The following is a 19,143-nucleotide window of genomic DNA, read 5'->3' as shown; positions in this document are numbered from 1 at the left end:
CCTCCGCCCACCGCGCCCCCGGCCGCACCCGGGCAGCCCGCCCAGCCCGTCGCGGGCGACGCGACCGGCTGGTCCATGGAGGAGCGGCTCTACAACCAGGTGTGGGGCATGTTCGAGGACCTGGCCCGCACCACCGCCGCCTACCGCAGCGCCGTCGACTTCGCCGAGTCGCGCATGGACAAGGAGCTGGAGCAGGTCCTCTCCGACCCGCGCAGCCGGATCGGCGGACAGGGAGACGCCGCCCGCGAGGCGGCCCGGGCCCGGCACACCCAGCTCGTCACCCAGGCCCGCGAGGCCCTCGACCGGGACCTCACCCAGCTCGCGGCCGAGGCCGACGTCGTGGAACCGGCCCTGCCTCCGGCGTTCGCCCGCTGGGACAACCCGGCGTGGCACGCCTACCGGGTGCCGATGGAGATCCCCATGGCCCTGCGCCTGGGCGATCTCCATCTCCCGGAGGCCGACCGGATCCGCATCCCGATGCTGGTCCGGCTGCCGCTGGAGCGGGGCCTGTGGATCGACAGCGGGGCGGCCGGGGCGTCCGACGGTTCGTTCACCGACCCGCACACCATGCGTCGTCTCGCCATGGAGACGGCGGTCGCGCACGCGGCCCGGCTGCTGGCCGTCTACCCGGCGGGCGAGTTCACCGTCCACGTCATCGACCCGGCCGGCTCCGCGGCCCGGCCGCTGGCGCCCCTGGTGCAGAGCGGGGTGCTCGCGGCCCCGCCCGCCCTCGGCGCCGCCGGGGTGGCGGACGTGCTCGGCCGGCTCACCCAGCGAGTCGACCTGGTGCAGATGGCGGTCCGCGGCGGCGCCGCCGACTCGCTCCCGCCCGGGTTCGACACCTCGCAGCAGCTCCTGATCGTCAACGACTTCCCGCACGGTTTCGACGACCGGGCCGTGAACCAGCTGCGCTACCTGGCCGACGAAGGTCCCGCCTTCGGCGTCCACCTGATGATGGTGGCCGACCGGGAGGAGTCCTCCGGCTACGGGCCCCTGCTCGATCCGCTGTGGCGTTCGCTGCTGCGACTGACACCGGTGGCCGACGATCACCTCGCCGACCCGTGGGTCGGTCATGCCTGGACGTACGAGCCGTCGCTCGTGCCGCCCGGCAGCCAGGTCCTCCAGCAGGTGCTCGCCCAGGTCGCGGCAGCCCGCACCAAGTTCATGTAAAGCCCGCTGACCAGGGATTTTGGCCCTTCTTTTGCCAAGCGCTTTACCTGTTCTTGGTGATTCGGTACTGTTGACGGCACGGAGGGGAGTACTCCCTGTCTGCTGCGACGTGCCCGTCAATACGGATCAGGCCAGATCCCGGGGCGTCGGCCCATCATTGGGTGGAAGAGACCTCCGGCAGCGACGACGCTGACATTTGCCGTTACGACTGCCGGAGGCGCAGTGGATGTTTCCGTGACCCTATGGGTCCTGACGATCGTGGGCCTTGCCGCCCTCATCGCGGTCGACTTCTTCATCGGCCGTAAGCCGCACGACGTGTCGATCAAGGAAGCCGGGATCTGGACGGTCGTCTGGATCGTGCTGGCCGCGCTGTTCGGGCTCGGTCTGCTCCTGTTCGGCGGTGGCCAGCCGGCCGGTGAGTTCTTCGCGGGCTTCATCACCGAGAAGTCGCTCAGCGTCGACAACCTCTTCGTCTTCGTCCTGATCATGGCGAAGTTCGCGGTGCCGTCGCAGTACCAGCAGCGTGTGCTGCTGATCGGCGTGCTCATCGCCCTGGTCCTGCGAGCGATCTTCATCGCCGCCGGCGCGGCGATCCTCGCCAGCTTCGCCTGGGTCTTCTACATCTTCGGCGCCTTCCTCATCTACACCGCCTGGAAGCTCATCCAGGAGGCCCGGGCCGACGAGGAGGACGAGGAGTTCGAGGAGAACAAGCTCCTCAAGGCCGCCGAGCGCCGCTTCGGCGTGGCGGACCGGTACCACGGCACCAAGCTGTGGATCGAGGAGAACGGCAAGCGGGTCATGACCCCGATGCTGGTCGTGATGCTCGCGATCGGCACCACCGACGTGCTGTTCGCCCTCGACTCCATCCCGGCGATCTTCGGCCTGACGCAGGACCCGTACATCGTCTTCACGGCCAACGCGTTCGCCCTGATGGGCCTGCGTCAGCTGTACTTCCTCATCGGCGGCCTGCTGAAGAAGTTGGTCCACCTCTCCTACGGCCTGTCGATCATCCTGGGCTTCATCGGCGTCAAGCTGGTGCTGCACGCGCTGCACGAGTCCGGGGTGCACGTCCCCGAGATCAGCATTCCGGTCTCGCTCGGCGTGATCTGCTCCGTGCTGATCGTCACCACGATCACCAGCCTGCGCGCTTCCAAGAAGCAGGCGGCGGCCGAGGCGGCGCAGAGCGAGAGCGGTGGCGCTCCGAAGGACAGCATCGACGTCTGACGGCGTCGAGCGTAGGAACAACCATCACCGGGATCGGTGCTCGGCGAATTGCCGACCACCGGTCCCGGTGCTTGCTTGTTTCCTGAGCGCGTTTCCCGGCCCGGGGACGCCGCGGCCGGCTGGAGGTGCCATGAAGTTCGTGCAGATCATCGAGTTCGAGACCGAGCGTCTGGAAGAGATGCAGCAGGTGCTCGATGAGGCGGGGCAGCGCAACACCGGCCGCGCGGGTGGCCCCACCCACAGCACGCTGCTGAAGGACCGGGACAAGCCCCACCGCTATCTGGCGCTGGTCGAGTTCGAATCGTTCGACGAGGCCATGCGCAACAACGACGACCCCGAGACGACCAAGCTGGCCGAGCGGCTCAACGCGCTCAGCATCGGCGAGCGGGTGTACACCAACTGCGACGTCCTGGACATGCGTGACCTCAAGTAGCCCGACAAGGGTGCCCCCGGGGCCCGGCACGGACGGAATGCGGGGCCCCTGCGGGTCTGCGACCATCTCTGCATGATCGCTAGGATCAGGCGGCTCGCGGCACAGTGGACGACCCTGGTGCCCCTGCTCGCGGCCCTGCTGCTGGTCCTGACCTGGGGACGGGATCTTCCGGTCGCCGTCGTCGCCCTGGTGACCCTGGTCCTCGCGGGAGCCGTCCTGGCCGCCGTGCACCACGCCGAAGTGGTGGCTCATCGGGTCGGAGAACCGTTCGGCTCCCTCGTGCTCGCCGTCGCCGTCACGATCATCGAGGTCGCCCTGATCGTCACCCTGATGGCCGACGGCGGGGACAAGAGCGCGACCCTGGCCCGGGACACGGTCTTCGCGGCGGTGATGATCACCTGCAACGGCATCGTCGGCCTGTGCCTCCTCGTCGCCTCACTGCGGCACGGCACGGCCGTCTTCAATCCGGAGGGCACCGGCGCCGCACTCGCCACCGTCGCGACCCTGGCCACGCTCAGCCTGGTCCTGCCGACGTTCACCACCAGCAAGCCGGGGTCGGAGTTCTCCACCGTCCAGCTGACCTTCGCGGCACTGTCCTCGCTGATCCTTTACGGCCTGTTCGTCGCCACGCAGACCGTGCGGCACCGGGACTACTTCCTGCCGATCACCCGGCATGGAGAGGTGATCACCGCTGAGGAGCATGCCGAGGCTCCGACCGCCGCCACCGCCCGGATCAGCCTGGCCCTGCTGGGCCTGGCCCTGGTCGGGGTGGTCGGCCTGGCCAAGGGGGTCTCACCCACCATCGAGTCCGGGGTGGAGGCCGCCGGGCTCCACCAGGCAGTCGTCGGCGTGATCATCGCGCTGCTGGTATTGCTCCCGGAGACCATCGCCGCGCTGCGCTCCGCCCGCCGCGACCGTGTGCAGACCAGTCTGAACCTGGCCCTCGGTTCGGCCATGGCCAGCATCGGCCTCACCATCCCGGCCGTCGCACTCGCCTCCCTGTGGCTCTCCGGCCCCCTCGTCCTCGGGCTCGGCGCCACCCACATGGTGCTGCTCGCCCTGACGGTGGTGGTCGCCTCGCTGACCGTGGTGCCGGGCCGGGCCACGCCGCTCCAGGGCGGGGTCCACCTGGTGCTGTTCGCGGCGTATCTGGAGCTGGCGATCAACCCGTAGGCGCGCGCGAACGCTCACGTAAGCGTTTGCGCGCGCCGGAAGCGGCACTGCACTGCACGACACGGCGCCGTGCTACCGCCACCCCGGCTCATCCACCCCGGCTCATCCCGCAGCGGCCTCCGCCGCCGCCCCCACCCGCACCGGACGCGTCTCCGGCAGCAACGCGAAGCACCCCAGGCTGAACAGCGCGATCGCCGTGAGATACGCGGCCACACCCCACGGCACCCGGCCGCCCTGCTCGGCCAGGGCAGTCGCCACGATCGGGGTGAGCGCGCCTCCGACGACCCCGCCGAGGTTGTAGCCGACGGCGGCGCCGGTGCAGCGCACCCGCGGCTCGTACAGCTCCGGCAGGTACGCGGCGATCACGGCGAACATCGTGATGAACGCGAGCATCGCCCCGAGGAAGCCGAGGAACATCGGCAGCGGCGCCCCCGTGGAGAGGAGCGCGATCATCGGGAACATCCACAGGGCCGCGGCCGCGCACCCGATCAGGCACAAGGGTCGCCGGCCGAATCGGTCCCCGAGCAGCGCCACCAGCGGGGTGAGCGCCCCCTTCACGAGCACCGCGCCCATGATGCAGGTCAGCATGACGGAGCGGCTCACCCCGAGCCGCTCCGTCCCGTAGGCGAGGGACCAGGTCGTCACGGCGTAGAAGATCGCGTAGCCGATCGCGAGGCCGCCGCCGGTCAGCAGGAGGAGCCGCCAGTGGTCGCGGACGACCTCGGCGAGCGGCACGCGCGCGTGGTCGTCGATCTGGAGGAAGCTGGGGCTCTCGGTGAGCGACGACCGCAGCCACAGCCCCGCGACGGCCAGCACCCCCGCGGCCCAGAACGGCACCCGCCACCCCCACGCGGCGAACTGCGCCTCCGTGAGCGTCGAGGACAGCCCCAGCACCACACCGTTGGCGAGCAGGAACCCCAGTGCGGGCCCGACCTGCGGGAAGCTCGACCACAGCACGCGCCGTTCGGCCGGCGCGTGCTCCACGGCCAGCAGCACCGCCCCGCCCCACTCCCCGCCGAGTCCCAGCCCCTGGAGGAAGCGCAGCAGAAGGAGCAGCAGGGGAGCGGCCACGCCGATCGACTCGTACGTCGGCACACAGCCGACCGCGACCGTGGCCGCCCCGGTCAGCAGCAGGGAGGCGACGAGGACCGGCCGCCGCCCGCGCCGGTCCCCGATGTGCCCGAACAGCACCGATCCGAGCGGCCGGGCCACGAAGCCCACACCGAAGGTGGCGAACGCGGCCAGTGTCCCGGCCACCGGGGAGAAGGTCGGGAAGAACAACGGCCCCAGGATCAGGGCCGCCGCGGTGCCGTAGACGAAGAAGTCGTAGAACTCGATGGCCGTGCCGGCCAGTGAGGCGGCCGCGAGGCGCGGCATGGAGGGTGCCCTTACGGTGCGTACGTCGTGCATGCCGCGTCAACTACCCACCGTGATCGGCGGTTACGGGGGCGCGCGGAGGGGTTGGGGGCCCTCAGTACGTGACCGTGATGCGCCGGGCGGGCCCGTCCACGCGTACGGTGCCGCCGTACGGGATCACCAGTTGCGGATCGGTGTGCCCGAAGTCCACGTCGAAGACGATCGTGCTGTCGGGCGCATAGGTCCGCATGGCGCGCAGTACGGCCTCGCGCTGGTCGGCGGCGTAACGGGCAGCCTGCTCGGGAGTGTTGGGCCGTTCGAAGGACCATGTCTTCGGCCGCCCCATCAGCAGGGCGGGGAAGCGCCCCAGCAGCCCCCGCTCGCCCATGTTCCGCAGGATGTGGAAGACCTCCGTGGCGCTCGGCATGTCCTCGGAGGTCTCCAGGAGCAGGACGCCGCCGTCGTACTCGGACAGGTCGCGCGCGATCTCCCGGTCGGCCATCAGCAGCCAGGCGACGATCTCCAGGCAGCCGCCCCAACTGCGGCCCTCGACCACCCGGTCGGGGTTCACCCAGGTCCAGCCGGACCCGGGCCGGGTCTCCGGCACCGCGTCGAAGGTCGCCGGGTCCGCCCAGTCCCGGTCGATGTCACGCCACCGCTCGGCGGGCCTCAACTCGTACGGACCCGGGGTGAACAGGGCCGCGCGCAGGGACTCGGCCGTCTGCGGGTGCATGGCGCCGGGGCGGCCCAGTTCGCTCATCACGCTCCCGCCGTGGAAGCCGACGATGCCGCACGTGCGCAGGAAGGCGAGCAGGTTCGTGTTGTCGCTCATCCCGAAGAAGGGCTTCGGGTTGGCCCGGATCAACTCCCGGTCCAGGTACGGCAGCACGGTGATCTGGTCGTCCCCGCCGATCGACGCGATGACGGCCTTGATCCTCGGGTCGGCGAAGGCGGCGTGGATGTCGGCGGCCCGCTCCCGGGGCGTGGAGCCCATCGTGCGGGTCGCCGGATACTCGACCGGCTCCAGCCCGTACTCCTTGCGCAGCCGCTCCAGGCCCAGCTCGTAGGGGAGCGGGAAGAGCCCCGGCAGACCGGAGGAGGGCGAGATCACGGCGACGCGGTCACCGGGGGACGGCTTCGGCGGATAGGTCGGGCTGGTCAGGCTCGTCATGCCGGGAGGCTACGGCCCGACGAGCCGCCGGCGCACCGTGATAAACCGGCAGTGAGCAGCGGTCCGCCCCGGGCCGCCCGCCCCCGAACGGACCGGAGGAACCGTGCCCCGCACCCTGGCCCACGCCCCGATCATGATCCTCAACGGCCCCAACCTGAACCTGCTCGGCCAGCGCCAGCCGGAGATCTACGGCTCCGACACCCTCGCCGACGTCGAGGCCCTGTGCGCCAAGGCGGCGGCCGCGCACGGGGGCACGGTCGACTTCCGCCAGTCCAACCACGAGGGCGAGCTGGTCGACTGGATCCACGAGGCGCGGCTGAACCACTGCGGCATCGTGATCAACCCCGGTGCGTACTCGCACACCTCCGTCGCCATCCTGGACGCCCTCAACACGTGTGACGGCATGCCGGTGCTGGAGGTGCACATCTCCAACATCCACCAGCGCGAGTCGTTCCGGCACCACTCCTACGTCTCGCTGCGCGCCGACGGGGTCATCGCGGGCTGCGGGGTGCAGGGGTATGTGTTCGGCGTGGAGCGTGTCGCGGCGCTGGCGGGGTCGGGCCAGGCCGACGCGTGAGCCGTTGCCGGTGAGCCCCGGCGTCGCCCTGCACAGCCCGGCTTCGCACAGCCCGACCCCACGCCGCCCGGCAACACCCGGCCTCCTACAGCCGCCCCGCCTCCACGATCCGCCGCAGGAAGCGCCGCGTGCGCTCCTGTTGCGGATCCCCGAAGACCTGCTCGGCGGTGCCGCGCTCCAGCACCACGCCGCCCTCCAGGAAGCACACCTGGTCGGCGACCTCGCGGGCGAAGCCCATCTCGTGGGTGGCCAGCACCATGGTCATGCCCTCGTCCTTCAGGCCGCGGACGACGGTGAGCACCTCGCCCACGAGCTCGGGATCGAGAGCGGCGGTGATCTCGTCGAGCAGCAGCAGCCGGGGCCGTACGGCCAGGGCGCGGACGATCGCGACGCGCTGCTGCTGTCCGCCGCTCAGCCGGTCCGGGTACGCGTCCGCCTTCCCGCCGAGCCCCAGCCGCTCCAGCAGCTCACACGCGCGCGCCTCGGCCTCGGCACGGGCGACACCGTGCACGCGCCGCGGGGCGAGCGTGATGTTCTCCGACACGGTCATGTGCGGGAACAGGTTGTACGCCTGGAAGACCACGCCGATCCGGCGGCGCACGGCGTCCTGGTCGGCGCGCGGGTCGGTGATCTCCTCGTCGTCCAGCCAGATCGCCCCGTCGTCGATCTCCTCCAGCAGGTTGGCACAGCGCAGCAGTGTGGACTTGCCGGAGCCGGAGGCGCCGATCAACGCGGTGACCGTGTGCGGGGCGACTTCCAGGTCGACGTCCCGCAGGACGACCGAGCCGCCGAAGGTCTTGCGGACGGACTCCATGCGCAGCACGGGCGTCTGGCTCATACGGCTCCTCCATGGGCCTGCCGGCGGTCCATCCGGGCCGTCACCCAGTCCGTGAAGCGGGTCATGGGGATGGTCAGCGCGACGAAGACCAGCCCGGCGACGATGTAGGGGGTGTAGTTGAGGCTGCGGCCCACGATGATGTCGGCGGCCCGTACGGCGTCCACCGCACCGCCGATCGAGACCAGCCCGGTGTCCTTCTGCAGCGACACCAGGTCGTTCAGGAGCGGCGGCACCTGGCGGCGCACCGCCTGGGGCAGCACCACGTACCGCAGCGCCTGACGGTTGTTCAGTCCCAGCGAGCGGGCCGCGGCGCGCTGCGAGGGGTGCACGGACTCGATGCCGGCGCGGAACACCTCGGCGACGTACGCCGAGTACGTGAGGGTGAGGGCGGTGCCGCCGAGCAGCACCGGGTCGACGCTCACCCCTTGGAGCCGCAGCGCCGGGACGCCGAGGACCACGATCATCAGGTTGATGATGAGCGGCAGCCCCGGAAGAAGTCGGTGTACGCGGCGGCCAGGAAGCGCAGCGGGAAGAACACCGGTCCGCGCAGCGTGCGGGCGACGGCGATCAGCATGCCGAGCACGAGCACCGCGGCCCCGCAGATCAACAGCAGCCGGACGTTCAGCCACAGGCCTTCGAGGACCTTCGGGAACGCCTCGCGCGCGTACCCCCGGTCGAAGAAGGTCTCCTTGGTGCGCGGCCAGCCCGGGGCGTTGACGACGACCAGGTAGAGGACGACCGCGGTGACGAGGGTCGAGAGCGCGCCGATCGCCGTCGCGCGCCGGGCGCGGGCCCGCTTGTAGCGCTCCCGGTCCAGCCGTCGCGGCGACGGCACGTAGTCGTCCGCCCCTTCGTGTGCGCCGGAGCCCAGCTCCTCCTTGTGGACGGTCACTTGAGCACCGGCGCGTCGACGGCGTCCGACAGCCACCGCTGCTCGATCTTCGCGAGCGTGCCGTCCTCGGGCAGCGAGGGCTGATACGGGAACGATGGCCGGGTACCTGTGCGGTGCCCGGCCATTCACGTGCCCCGGAAGTGGCCCCTCCCGGGCGGGTTAGACGTCGTCTCACTTGATCTTCGAGGACCAGGCCGTCGTCAGTCAGTAATCCGTTGCGTTGACCTACTGCGGCAGCGCGCAAGCCTAAAGCTGCCAGACCCGGACGGAATCTCCGGGTCGACGCCCTCTGCAACCGCGCGCTCTCGTAGCGTGTCCACTCAGGTGAAGCAGGCGATACTGAGGGTGGTACAGCATGGATCCGATTTCGGTGGCGTTGCTCGCGGCGCTGGCTGGGGGCGCTGGCGGTGAGCTCGGACGGCAGGCATGGGCCGGGCTGACGACGCTGGTACGCCGCCCGTTCACCCGTGGCGCAAATCCTTCCGTACAGTCTCCAGCCGTCAGCTCTGGGGAGACGGAACTGGTCCGGCTTCGGGAGGCGCCCGGAGATATCGCGCGTGCGCAGGCGCTGAGCACCGCTTTGGCAGTGCGCGCCGCAATGGATCCAGAGTTCTTGCCCAGCCTGCAGCAATGGCATGAGCAAGCAAAGCGGGTGCGTACTGGTGACGGTGGCGTCCACAACAATGTCACCGGCGGCACCCAGCACGGACCTGTGCTGCAGGGCCGGGACTACTCTGGCTTGTCCTTCACCACCTCTTCGCCTCCTCCGACCGCACCCGACGGCGAGACACGGTCGATGCACGGCTGAGTCGCATGGTCGGAGATGAGGGGAACGTATCCAACACAATCAGCGGCGGAGTCTTCTTCCACGCGGTGATCCAGGGCCGTGACATCACCGTCCAGCTGCCGTCGAAGGTCACTCCCGCACTGTCTGGCCTGCCCGCCGCTTCGCCCACCTTCACTGGCCGCGATACCGAGGTGAGCGAACTTCTTCAAGGGCTCGCGCCGGGCGGGGGGCGGCAGCGTGCGGTTCTGGTGGCGGCGGTGGCCGGGCTGGCCGGGGTCGGGAAGACCGAGCTTGTCGTGCAGACCGCGACTAGGGCGCTACGGGAACCGGGCTGGTTTCCCGGTGGCGTGCTGTTCGTTGATTTGTTCGGCTATGACCCTGAGCGCTGTCTCTCCGCCGAGGGAGCCTTGGACGGCCTGCTGCGCGCTCTCGGGATGCCTGGCGAGCACATCCCCATCGATCTGCAGGGCCGCGCCCGGCTCTACCGCAGTGTGCTTGCTACCTTCGCCCAGAACAACCAGCGCATCCTGGTCGTCATCGACAATGCCTCCAGCGCCGAGCAGGCTCGCTTGCTGCTGCCCACCGACGGCACGACCGCAGCCCTGCTCACATCCCGCCACATCCTCGACATCGACGCTCGCCTACACGACCTAGACATCCTCGACGAGCGGGCCTCAATCCAGCTGCTCGGCCAAGCCCTGCACCAGACCCGCGGGCCCGCCGACACTCGCATCCAGGACGCTCCCGCGGATGCCGCGGACATCGCCCGGCTATGTGCGGGACTGCCTCTGGCGTTGCGCATCGCTGCCGCCCTGCTCGCTGACACCCCCGGACGCCCCGTGGCCTCCCTGGCCAACGCCCTAAAAGCAGAGCACACCCGGCTGAACCGGTTGCGCCGCGAAGACCGCGCCGTGCGCGCCGCCTTCGACCTTTCCTATCAGCGCCTCGATAGCCAGCACGCCCGCCTGTTTCGACTGCTGCCGCTCAACCCTGGCCCCGAGATCTCCACCGAAGCCACCGCCTGCCTCGCCACAGCGGATTGGCAGGATGCGGAGGAGCTTCTGCAAAACCTTGCCCGCGCCCACCTTGTCGAGCCCGGACACTCCTGGGGCCGCTGGCGCCTGCACGACCTGGTCCGTCTCTATGCCGACGAGCACGGACGTACACATGCCGACGCCGATAAACGCGATGCTGCCCGGACGCACCTGTTCCACCACTACGAGATCACCACCCAGGCTGCCGACACTCACCTGACAACCCTTCGCAGTAGCCGCTCACCCCGATTTCCCGACCGCGCCGCCGCCCTGGCCTGGCTTGAGGACGAACGGCGCAGCCTCATCGCCACCGCTATCACAGCGCCCGCCGTTGGCCACCCCGGAACGGGAATCGCACTCGCCTCTTCCCTCGCACAGTTCCTCGACTACCGACGGTCCTTCAACGACTGGATCACCGTCACCACCAGCGCTTTGGCGGTATGCCGAGAGCTCGGTAGTCGGAGCGGCGAAGGTGCCATGCTGAACAACCTTGGCATCGCCCTGCGGGAAGCGGGCCGGGCTGAAGAGGCGATCGAGGTTCTCACACAAGCCGCCACCCTCTTCTCCGAACTCGGCGACCGCCACCACGAAGGCCGAGCGCTGACCAACCTCGGAGGGGCGCTGACCAATGTGGATCGGTTTGAGGAGGCGATCGACGCCCTCACCCAGGACCTGGCCATCTGCCGAGAGCTTGGTGACCTCCACGGTCAGGGCGTGGCCCTGACCGGCCTCGCCCTCATCATGTCCAGTGTGGACCGGGTTGAGGAGGCGATCCCCCTTTTCACCAGCGCCCTGGCAATCTTCCGCGAACTCGGAGACCGCCAGAGCGAAGAGGATGCACTGAACGGGCTCGGCCGCTTTCTGCTGCAGATGGACCGGTTCGATGAAGCGATCGAAATCCTCACCCAGGACCTGGCCATTTGCCGGGAGTTCGGCGACCACCACCGCGAAGCCGACACGCTGAATGTCCTCGGCGTCGCCTTGCAGGAAGTGTGCCGGTTCGAGGAAGCGATCGAGGTCCTCACCCGAGCTGCCAGCCTCTTCTCCGAACTCGGCGATCGCCACGGCGAAGGCCGAGCGCTGACAAACCTCGGGCCCGCCCTACGACAGGTGTGCCGGTTTGAGGAGGCGATCGAGGTTCTCACACAAGCCGCCACCCTCTTCCGCGAACTCGGCGACCGTCACCACGAAAGCGCGGCGCTGATAAACCTCGATAACGCCCGGAGCCAGCCGCGGAAGCGTGGGCGAAAGGGTGACTGGATATGGAAAGCGTGGTGGGCGATCTCAGGCCGGGGCAGCTCTCGCCCCGGCAGTGGCTAAGAGCGCCTAACGGAATGCGGTTCGCAGGCGTCGTCAGCAGATCAGCGAGCAGCCAAGCTTGAGGAACGCCTCGTGGATGTCATCGCGGATCGGACCTCTTAGAGGTCGTTCTCTTTCCGAACCTCATGTGCGGTTTCCGCTGGTCAGGCGTGAAATGGGGGTTGGCACGGAAGTCTCGGTCCGTTGCTGACCGAGATGTCGTGGGGGTGGCGGATGCCGTCGATGCGGGCGGTGCTGGAAGCGCGGCAGAAAGCCGCGGCGGTGCGGGTGGAGGATCTCGAAGCCGAGCTGGAGCGAGTGCGTGCGGCTCTGACGGAGGCGGAGGAGGTGCTCAGACGCCGGGTGATCGGACTGGAGCAGTATCTGGAGGCGCTGGCCGAGGAGGATGCGCCCGCCGAGGCCGTCGTGTTGCGCAGCTCCTGCTTGCTCGCCGCCGGAAGGCGACTGCGGTCTCGCCGTCGGCTGCGGCGCGGGAGCCGGTTACGGACGAGCTGGCGCACCGGGAGAGGGTATCGGTGCTGGGCCACTCGGGAGGGTGACGAACGTGTGGGTCAGGGGCGTGCTACGCCTGTTCGACGGTCGCCCCCCCTTGGAGCAGCGGGGAAACGCTCCGGCCTCCAGCTTCGGTCAGACGCGGCGGGCGGCCGGTGTCGCCGCCGGTTCGCCGGCGATGTGGCCGTGTGTGTCCACGTGCACGAGGTGCAGGAAGAGTCTGCTCTGGCGGTTCCTGTGGCCTGCCGCACTCGTTGTTCGCCCATGATGTACCCGCTCCGCAAGGGCTGGGCTGGGGTCGCTGACGCTTCCCCGCTACCGGACGGCTCCGCGAGTTCTTCCTTCCACGCGGCCTAGGGGCAGGGCCGCCGTCGTCGGCCGGACGCTCTGTCCAGCCAAGAGCATCAGCACGGTCCAACGCCGGTATGAGTTGTTCCGGCCCCAGAGCCAGGAGGGCCGATCGGGCCGAGGGCGGCGGTTGCTGGATCTCCCGTTTCTGCTGCCGAGAGTGACCGCATCACCGGGCAGGAGGCCGCGTCCGGTGCCCGGCAGACGGCGGCATTGGCGTTCGGGCGTCTGGTCGATTTAGGCTGCGCCGGCTCGTGTCGTTCATGGCGGCAGCCCATCCACGGAGAGGAAAGCCGATGATGCAGCAGGCATCGGCCACCGGCCCGGCTCCCGGGCGCCGCCCCGAGCTGGTCCCTGACCCCGATGTGGAGGCGGCCCGTATCGCGGCGGTGCGCCGCTACGACATCCTTGACACTCCGCCCGACGGGGCGTTCGACCGGGTGGCGTCGATGGCCGCCCGGCTTTTCGACGTGCCGGTGGCCACCGTCACGATCGTGGACACCGACCGCATCTGGTTCAAGGCCGCCCACGGCCTGGAGGGTGTCGCGGAGATCGGCCGTGATCCGGGCCTGTGCGGCTCGGCGATCCTGCGCGATGACGCGATGGTCATCCCCGACACGCTCAAGGACCCCGTCGCGGCGGGCAATCCGCTGGTCGCAGGGGAGATGGGGGTGCGCTTCTACGCCGCCGCACCGATCACCACCCCCGACGGGCACCGGCTGGGCACGGTCAACGTCCTCGACACCCGGCCGCGCTCGATCACCGAGGAGGACACCGCCACCCTTGCCGACCTCGCCGCAATCGTGCTGGACGAGATGGAGCTGCGGCTGTCGGCGCTGCGCGCCCTGCGCGACGAGCAGGCACGCCGGGAGGCGGAGCAGCGACACGCCGAGGCGGAACGGGAGGCGCGGGAGAAGGCGGAGCGGGACAAGGCCGCCATCGCCGCGTTCGCCTCCACCCTGCAGCGCACCCTGCTGCCCCCGGCTCTTCCTGTGGTGCCGGGCCTGGAACTGGCCTGCCACTACCGCACCGCCTCCGCCCACGATGTGGGCGGTGACTTCTACGACGTCTTTCCCCTCGACGGTGACCGGTGGGCGTTCTTCCTCGGTGACGTGTGCGGCAAGGGCCCGGAGGCGGCGACCGTCACCGCCCTGGCCCGCCATACCCTGCGCACCGCGACCCAGATCAACGCCGACCCGGTCACCGTGCTGAGCGCGCTCAACACCATGCTGCTCACCGACGTCACCGCCGGCCGCCGCTTCTGCACCGTCCTCTTCGGTCTCCTGGAGCCCCGGGAGGACGGCGGTTTCACCGTCACCGTCGCCACCGGCGGCCACCCGCCGGCCTACCACCTTCGCCCCGATGACAGCGGCGCCATCTGGGTGCGGGCCGTACGCCCCAAGGGCGGCATGCTGGTCGGCGCCTTCCCGCAGGCGCCCTTCGCCCAGACCACGTTTGCCCTGACGGCCGGGGAAAGCCTGTTCCTCTACACCGACGGGCTGATCGAAGCCCGCACCGCCGAGGGCGCCATGCTCGGGGACGACGGCCTGACCGGCTTCCTCCACCAGCGCACCGGGCCCGTCACCGCCACCTCCCTGGTCGAGGACAGCATCACCCTGCTGGCCTCGCTGCCCGACGGAGCCGGCGACGACGTGGCTCTGCTGGCCCTGTCCGTCCCCCACCCTCACACCACACCCCACGGCAGCGCCGCTGCCACCACCCACACCGCCGCCGCGCCCGAACACTTCGGCCAGGAGTGATGACCGACGTGACCAACACGCTGCACCTGACCGTCCAGCACCCACGCCCCGACCTCGCGATCGCCACCGTCGCCGGCGACGTGGACCTGCACACCGCGGACACCCTGCGCCGCGAAGCCTCCAAGATCCTCGAGCGCGGATGCCCGCGCCTGATCCTGGACCTGTCACACGTCGGCTTCTGCGACTCCGCCGGTCTGAGCGCCCTCATCGGCCTCTGGCACACCGCCCAGGCGGCGGGCGGTGCACTCGGACTCGCCAACGTCCCCGACCGCCTGATGCGGATGCTCACCCTCACCGGCGTCGACGCAGTCCTGCCGGTCCACGCCACGGCCGCCGAAGCAGTCACCACCATGACCGACAGCCCCTCCACCAGTACCGGCGAGCACGGCTCCATCACCCGGGTCTCCACCGACGCCGGAACCCGTGAGCCGACCGAGGTGGAGCGCACGGCCTGCGACAGCACGCACCACTCCCCTGCCAAACTGAGCTAATCGCGTCAACCCGCCACGATGGCAGGTGTGCCCCCAGAGATTGGACCCGGCCCTCTCACTGCGGCGCGTACCCAGTCTGAGCTGGCCACCGCCGATCACAGCGCGTGTCAGCGGGTCACACGCGGGTGGCCTCCCACCGGCGTAGCACGCCGCGGCGGCCGGTCAGCATCTCGTTGCTGGGCAGGGCGCCCTTCGCGCCGAGCTCGGTGCGTACGCCCAGGCGGCGGGCGAGCCCGGCGGCTGACGATCGCGGCCGTCAGTCTGGGGAACGGTAACCGCGACCGTTTCCCAAACCGAGATGCCGAGGCCGGCGTGGCACGGTCCGGCCTGGTGCGACGAGGTCAGAGCACGGCGACGGTGAACGCAGACGTTGTACCGGCGGCTGCGCACGTGACCGTCTCGCCCAGTCGGGCCCGGATGGGGGCGCGTCATCGTGGACGGTCGGGCGCCCTCAACGTGTCACGGGCCCTTCGGTCCGGGGAGTGGCAGCGCGATCATTTGGGGAGCCGCTCCATGATCCACTCGCACAGTTCGGCGGTGATCTCCGTGTGGGCGGTGGTGGTGGAGGAGCACACGAACTCATCCAGTTCGCTTTCCTCCGGGGCGAGCCCGTTGATCTTGACGTAGAGGTCGTCCTGGTTGCCGATGTCGCGGATGGCGACGGCGCTGACCGAGGGGACGAAGCAGACAGTGGGGTGCCGCAGGTCGATCGTGCCGCCCATTTCCTTCAGGGCCTTGGCGATGATCCCGTAGGAGTCGAGGGTGCCGCCGGGGGCGCCGTCGAACTCGGGGAAGTCGTCGGTCTTGACGGTCTTCGAGGCCGCCGGCAGCAGCCGCTTCAGTTCGGCGACCGTGACGCCGTTCCCAGTGGCCTGGGTGTAGAAGGTGGTGCCGGGGAAGACGGTGGTGCCGGTTGACTTCAGGGCCATCTGGCCCGGCGGGACGTCGATGCCCGTACCGTTGCCGGTGCCGTTGGCGACAGCGATCTTGAGAGGACCCTGAGGCCAGCTGCCGACCTCTTCCAGCCTCTGCAGGAAATCGGTGCGCATCGGGTCCTGCCGGTTGGTGCCGTCCGCGTTGTTGTAGTGCCGGTACAGCATCTGCCGCGAGGCCGGGCTGTTGATCTGCTTGGCGAAGGCGTTCTCCTGACCCGGCAGGGTGGGGATGAAGTGGGCGAACGCCTGGATCCCGATGGGGATTACACCGCCGCGGTGCGGGGTGTCGTAGGAGAAGTACAACGCGGTCTCGTGGGCCTCGTGCTCGGACTCGAGGTCGGCCAGGGCGTAGCGGGTGATGAGGCCGCCCATGCTGAAGCCGCCGACGGCCAGCTGGCTGCTGTCCAACCGCTCATCGACGGTGCGCCGGATGGCTGCCTTCGCGGCCTCGGCGTTGGCGACGATGGAGGCGGTGCGCTCCTGGAAGCCGAGCAGGATGACGGTCCTGCCCTGCTTGCGCAGCTTGGTGATCAGCGGGTAGTCCCGGTCGAGACCCGCGTAGAGCACGGTCAGGTCGCTCTTGCCCAGGTTGAACCCGTCGGCCATGATGACCGGCCGGCTGATTCCGCGTGAACCCTCGCCGTAGTAGACCCGCGCGAAACCGTTCGGCAGGTTCCACTCCTGGTCCGGATCCGGCACCGGATACGGCAGGGGGGATACGGATGTGATCGCATCCCCGAGCGTCAGCCGGCCGATCTCCTGCTCGATGTTCTGCTCTGCAGCCAAAGCGATTCCCCTGTTCTTCACGCGCATGCAGCGCCCTCGGCGAAGCGAGAGCGCTGGATGCGGACTGGTGAGGAGACGTGTGCGTCAACACCATATTTCCTATCTTTTGGCAAGAAAAAGGGCACTAGCGGCATCTGTCACCTAGAGGACTGACACACGTCTGAGGAGGGTTTATCTCGCTCCGCCCCCAGGCTGCGCCAACGGGGTCCCGGCGGCAGACAGTGAGGCACGAGTCCGGCCCCAGCTCCGCACGTTCGTTCTGAACGATCTGTCAGCTGGGCATCATGCAGGCAACGGCACCGCCCGAGACTCCGGATACCGCCAGGTCAAGAACTTTGGCTCCTGGCTGCTCGGCGCCTGTGGCAAGGAGTGGGCATCTGCGTCAGGCCACGCAGATCACTTTGAGGTAGTCATGGGGGGGATTCAGCCTTGTATGGAGCTGGATATCGCTACCCTTTGAGAGCAAATCAACACTCACAGTGTCGATCTGTGTGAACCGATTCAGGCGAGCAGCGGGCAGGGCTCGGACCGCCTGCGATGGGCCGGGACAGGTTCGGGCTGTGGCTCTGCTGCGACAGCATGCAGGAGCGCAGGGTGGCGACAGAAGAACAAGCAGCGCAAGAGAGCGGCGTCCTTGAGGACGGCAGCCGGGCGACACCCCCGTCACCGGAGGAAGTTGCCAGGGCGGAGGCGGCCCGCACGGAGCTCGGCGCGCGGGGCTATGACGTCTCGGCCAAGACGTTCTGGTGGGGCTTTGAGATCCACCTCAACGCCGAGGCGGCAGCGTTGGCGGGCGACATCGCGGAACTGATCGGTGACGTGGCGGGTGAGGCGCTGCCGTCGCCGATGAACAAGATCGTTGAGGCGTACTGCAAGATCAAGGCGTTGTGGATCAAGGAGGTCGGCAGCACTTACGGCTGCAAGCTGGTCTCCCCCTGGATCGCTCCGGGCATGCTCATCCCGATCAGTCTGAAGCCCAACGAGGACACCAACCTGTGGTGGACGGTCTACGAGGCCCGGGAGGAGTGGAGCAAGGACGAGAAGTTCACCGCTCACCACAGTGCCTCGAACCCGGCGCTGGCCGAGCATCAGGGCAAGCTGTACTGCGCCCACCGCGGCTCGCCGTCCGACTCCAGGCTTTGGTGGACGGTCTATGACCCCGACAAGGGATGGAGCGAGGACACGTTGTTCGGGGCCCATTCAAGCGAAGGCGGACCGGCGCTGGCCTCCTTCGAGGGGCGGCTCCACTGCGTGCACCGGGGCAGCGGCAACGACAAGGACCTGTGGCACACCACCTTTGACCCGGCCGCGGGAAGGTGGAGCGCCGACACCCCTCTCGGCGCCCACTCCAGCTCCGTGGGCCCAGCCCTGGCGGTGTTCGGCAACGAACTTCACTGCGTCCACCGGGGCAGTGACTCGGCGCACCTGTGGCACACCACCTGGACCCCATCCACGGGCTGGACCCGCGACGTCAGGCTGAACGTCGGTACCTCGGCGAACCCGGCCCTGGCCGTCTACGACGGCAGGCTCCACTGCGTGTACCGCGGCAACAACACCACCGCCCTGCAGCACATCAGCTACAGCGCCAGCGCCGGATGGGGTACCGAGCGCCAACTGGACGCCCATCACAGTTTGGAAGGGCCGGGCCTGGCCGTGTTCGACAGCAAGCTGTACTGCATCCACCGCGGCCACGGCGGCAACGACCAGAAACTCTGGTGGGCCACCTACACCACCAACGGCGGCTGGAGCACCGACAAGCAGTTCCCCGCCCACTCCAGCGGAGCCGGCCCCGCGGTGATCGCCTACCGCGACAAGTACGGGGACAAGAACCAGCTCCTCGTCGTCCACCGCGGCTACGGCAACCGCGCCGCCGGCACCGACACCGCCGAAGACGAAGCACGCCTCGCCGAAGAACAACGTGCGTGGGCCACAGAAGCGGCCACATCATGATCTGAGAGGTCGTTCTCTTTCCGAACCTCATGTGCGGTTTCCGCTGGTCAGGCGTGAAATGGGGGTTGGCACGGAAGTCTCGGTCCGGATGCCGTCGATGCGGGCGGTGCTGGAAGCGCGGGAAAGCCGCGGCGGTGCGGGTGGAGGATCTCGAAGCCGAGCTGGAGCGAGTGCTTGCGGCTCTGACGGAGGCGGAGGAGGTGCTCAGGCGCTGGCCGAGGAGGATGCGCCCGCCGAGGCCGTCGTGTCGCCCAGGAAACCGGTGGGGCCGCGCGGGACTCCGTGGCCCAGTCCAAATACGTCAGCAGCCCTTCGAAGGCGCTGCCGTACGGCCGTTGCAGGTTCATCGCCGTGGTGTGGACGCCGCTGAGGGCCTGCCGGATGTTCTTCCGGTCTGGGCCGGGGC

14 protein-coding genes and 3 pseudogenes are annotated in these 19,143 nt (G+C 69.3%); 11 read left to right on the top strand and 6 right to left on the bottom strand.

Annotated features, from left to right (window positions below):
- The 4 genes and pseudogenes from K4G64_RS11505 to K4G64_RS11490 form a co-directional block, all read left to right on the top strand.
- Positions 1 to 1,170: pseudogene (locus tag K4G64_RS11505) on the top strand (export associated protein); the annotation flags it as partial.
- A 222-nt stretch (positions 1,171 to 1,392) separates the two neighbouring features.
- Entirely contained in the window at positions 1,393 to 2,394 is a 1,002-nt protein-coding gene (locus K4G64_RS11500; RefSeq protein ID WP_221755926.1) for a TerC/Alx family metal homeostasis membrane protein, read from the top strand.
- Between the two features lie 130 nt (positions 2,395 to 2,524).
- Positions 2,525 to 2,827 (top strand): hypothetical protein, encoded by a 303-nt coding sequence (locus tag K4G64_RS11495; protein WP_221755925.1) that lies wholly within the window; start codon positions 2,525 to 2,527, stop codon positions 2,825 to 2,827.
- Between the two features lie 72 nt (positions 2,828 to 2,899).
- Positions 2,900 to 4,000, top strand: coding sequence for a calcium:proton antiporter (locus K4G64_RS11490; RefSeq protein WP_221755924.1), 1,101 nt, complete (start codon positions 2,900 to 2,902; stop codon positions 3,998 to 4,000).
- A gap of 102 nt (positions 4,001 to 4,102) precedes the next feature.
- On the opposite strand, the gene K4G64_RS11485 is transcribed toward K4G64_RS11490, so the two are convergent.
- Positions 4,103 to 5,377: an MFS transporter gene (locus K4G64_RS11485; RefSeq protein ID WP_221755923.1), complete on the bottom strand. Its 1,275-nt coding sequence runs from the start codon at positions 5,375 to 5,377 to the stop codon at positions 4,103 to 4,105.
- A gap of 94 nt (positions 5,378 to 5,471) precedes the next feature.
- Complete coding sequence (locus K4G64_RS11480; protein WP_221755927.1) at positions 5,472 to 6,518, bottom strand: S66 peptidase family protein; 1,047 nt, start codon at positions 6,516 to 6,518, stop codon at positions 5,472 to 5,474.
- A 112-nt stretch (positions 6,519 to 6,630) separates the two neighbouring features.
- Between K4G64_RS11480 and aroQ the strand changes: the two genes are divergently transcribed.
- Positions 6,631 to 7,104, top strand: coding sequence for a type II 3-dehydroquinate dehydratase (gene aroQ / locus K4G64_RS11475; RefSeq protein ID WP_221755922.1), 474 nt, complete (start codon positions 6,631 to 6,633; stop codon positions 7,102 to 7,104).
- 85 nt (positions 7,105 to 7,189) lie between these two features.
- Here the strand turns inward: aroQ and K4G64_RS11470 are convergent, their stop codons facing one another.
- The 3 genes and pseudogenes from K4G64_RS11470 to K4G64_RS40070 all read right to left on the bottom strand — a co-directional run bounded on the left by K4G64_RS11470 (position 7,190) and on the right by K4G64_RS40070 (position 8,959).
- Entirely contained in the window at positions 7,190 to 7,942 is a 753-nt protein-coding gene (locus tag K4G64_RS11470; protein WP_221755921.1) for an amino acid ABC transporter ATP-binding protein, read from the bottom strand.
- Positions 7,939 to 8,834: pseudogene (locus tag K4G64_RS11465) on the bottom strand (amino acid ABC transporter permease). The gene K4G64_RS11470 and the pseudogene K4G64_RS11465 overlap by 4 nt, the downstream one beginning before the upstream one ends.
- Complete coding sequence (locus K4G64_RS40070) at positions 8,831 to 8,959, bottom strand: hypothetical protein (RefSeq protein WP_260460337.1); 129 nt, start codon at positions 8,957 to 8,959, stop codon at positions 8,831 to 8,833. The pseudogene K4G64_RS11465 and the gene K4G64_RS40070 overlap by 4 nt, the downstream one beginning before the upstream one ends.
- A gap of 230 nt (positions 8,960 to 9,189) precedes the next feature.
- Here K4G64_RS40070 and K4G64_RS11460 point away from each other — a divergent pair, with 230 nt between their 5' ends.
- From K4G64_RS11460 to K4G64_RS11445, 5 genes and pseudogenes are all read left to right on the top strand, one after another.
- On the top strand, positions 9,190 to 9,642 hold the full coding sequence (locus tag K4G64_RS11460; protein ID WP_221755920.1) for a hypothetical protein: 453 nt from the start codon (positions 9,190 to 9,192) through the stop codon (positions 9,640 to 9,642).
- A gap of 5 nt (positions 9,643 to 9,647) precedes the next feature.
- On the top strand, positions 9,648 to 11,975 hold the full coding sequence (locus K4G64_RS11455) for a tetratricopeptide repeat protein (RefSeq protein WP_221755919.1): 2,328 nt from the start codon (positions 9,648 to 9,650) through the stop codon (positions 11,973 to 11,975).
- A 222-nt stretch (positions 11,976 to 12,197) separates the two neighbouring features.
- A pseudogene (locus tag K4G64_RS41375) lies at positions 12,198 to 12,383 on the top strand (hypothetical protein); the annotation flags it as partial.
- A gap of 728 nt (positions 12,384 to 13,111) precedes the next feature.
- Positions 13,112 to 14,575 (top strand): PP2C family protein-serine/threonine phosphatase, encoded by a 1,464-nt coding sequence (locus K4G64_RS11450; RefSeq protein ID WP_221755918.1) that lies wholly within the window; start codon positions 13,112 to 13,114, stop codon positions 14,573 to 14,575.
- Positions 14,575 to 15,066: an STAS domain-containing protein gene (locus tag K4G64_RS11445; RefSeq protein WP_221755917.1), complete on the top strand. Its 492-nt coding sequence runs from the start codon at positions 14,575 to 14,577 to the stop codon at positions 15,064 to 15,066. Before K4G64_RS11450 ends, K4G64_RS11445 begins: the two co-directional genes overlap by 1 nt.
- A 494-nt stretch (positions 15,067 to 15,560) precedes the next feature.
- Here K4G64_RS11445 and K4G64_RS11440 read toward each other — a convergent pair whose 3' ends face one another.
- Positions 15,561 to 16,787, bottom strand: coding sequence for a hypothetical protein (locus K4G64_RS11440; RefSeq protein ID WP_221755916.1), 1,227 nt, complete (start codon positions 16,785 to 16,787; stop codon positions 15,561 to 15,563).
- Between the two features lie 594 nt (positions 16,788 to 17,381).
- Here K4G64_RS11440 and K4G64_RS11435 point away from each other — a divergent pair.
- Positions 17,382 to 18,737 (top strand): hypothetical protein, encoded by a 1,356-nt coding sequence (locus tag K4G64_RS11435; protein ID WP_221755915.1) that lies wholly within the window; start codon positions 17,382 to 17,384, stop codon positions 18,735 to 18,737.
- Positions 18,738 to 19,143 lie beyond the last annotated feature (406 nt).

This window comes from Streptomyces sp. WAC04114, assembly GCF_019733245.1.
Classification (GTDB): Bacteria; Actinomycetota; Actinomycetes; order Streptomycetales; family Streptomycetaceae; genus Streptomyces; species Streptomyces massasporeus_A.
Note: the sequence above shows the minus strand (reverse complement) of the source record. Positions and strands in the feature narration are given on the sequence as shown.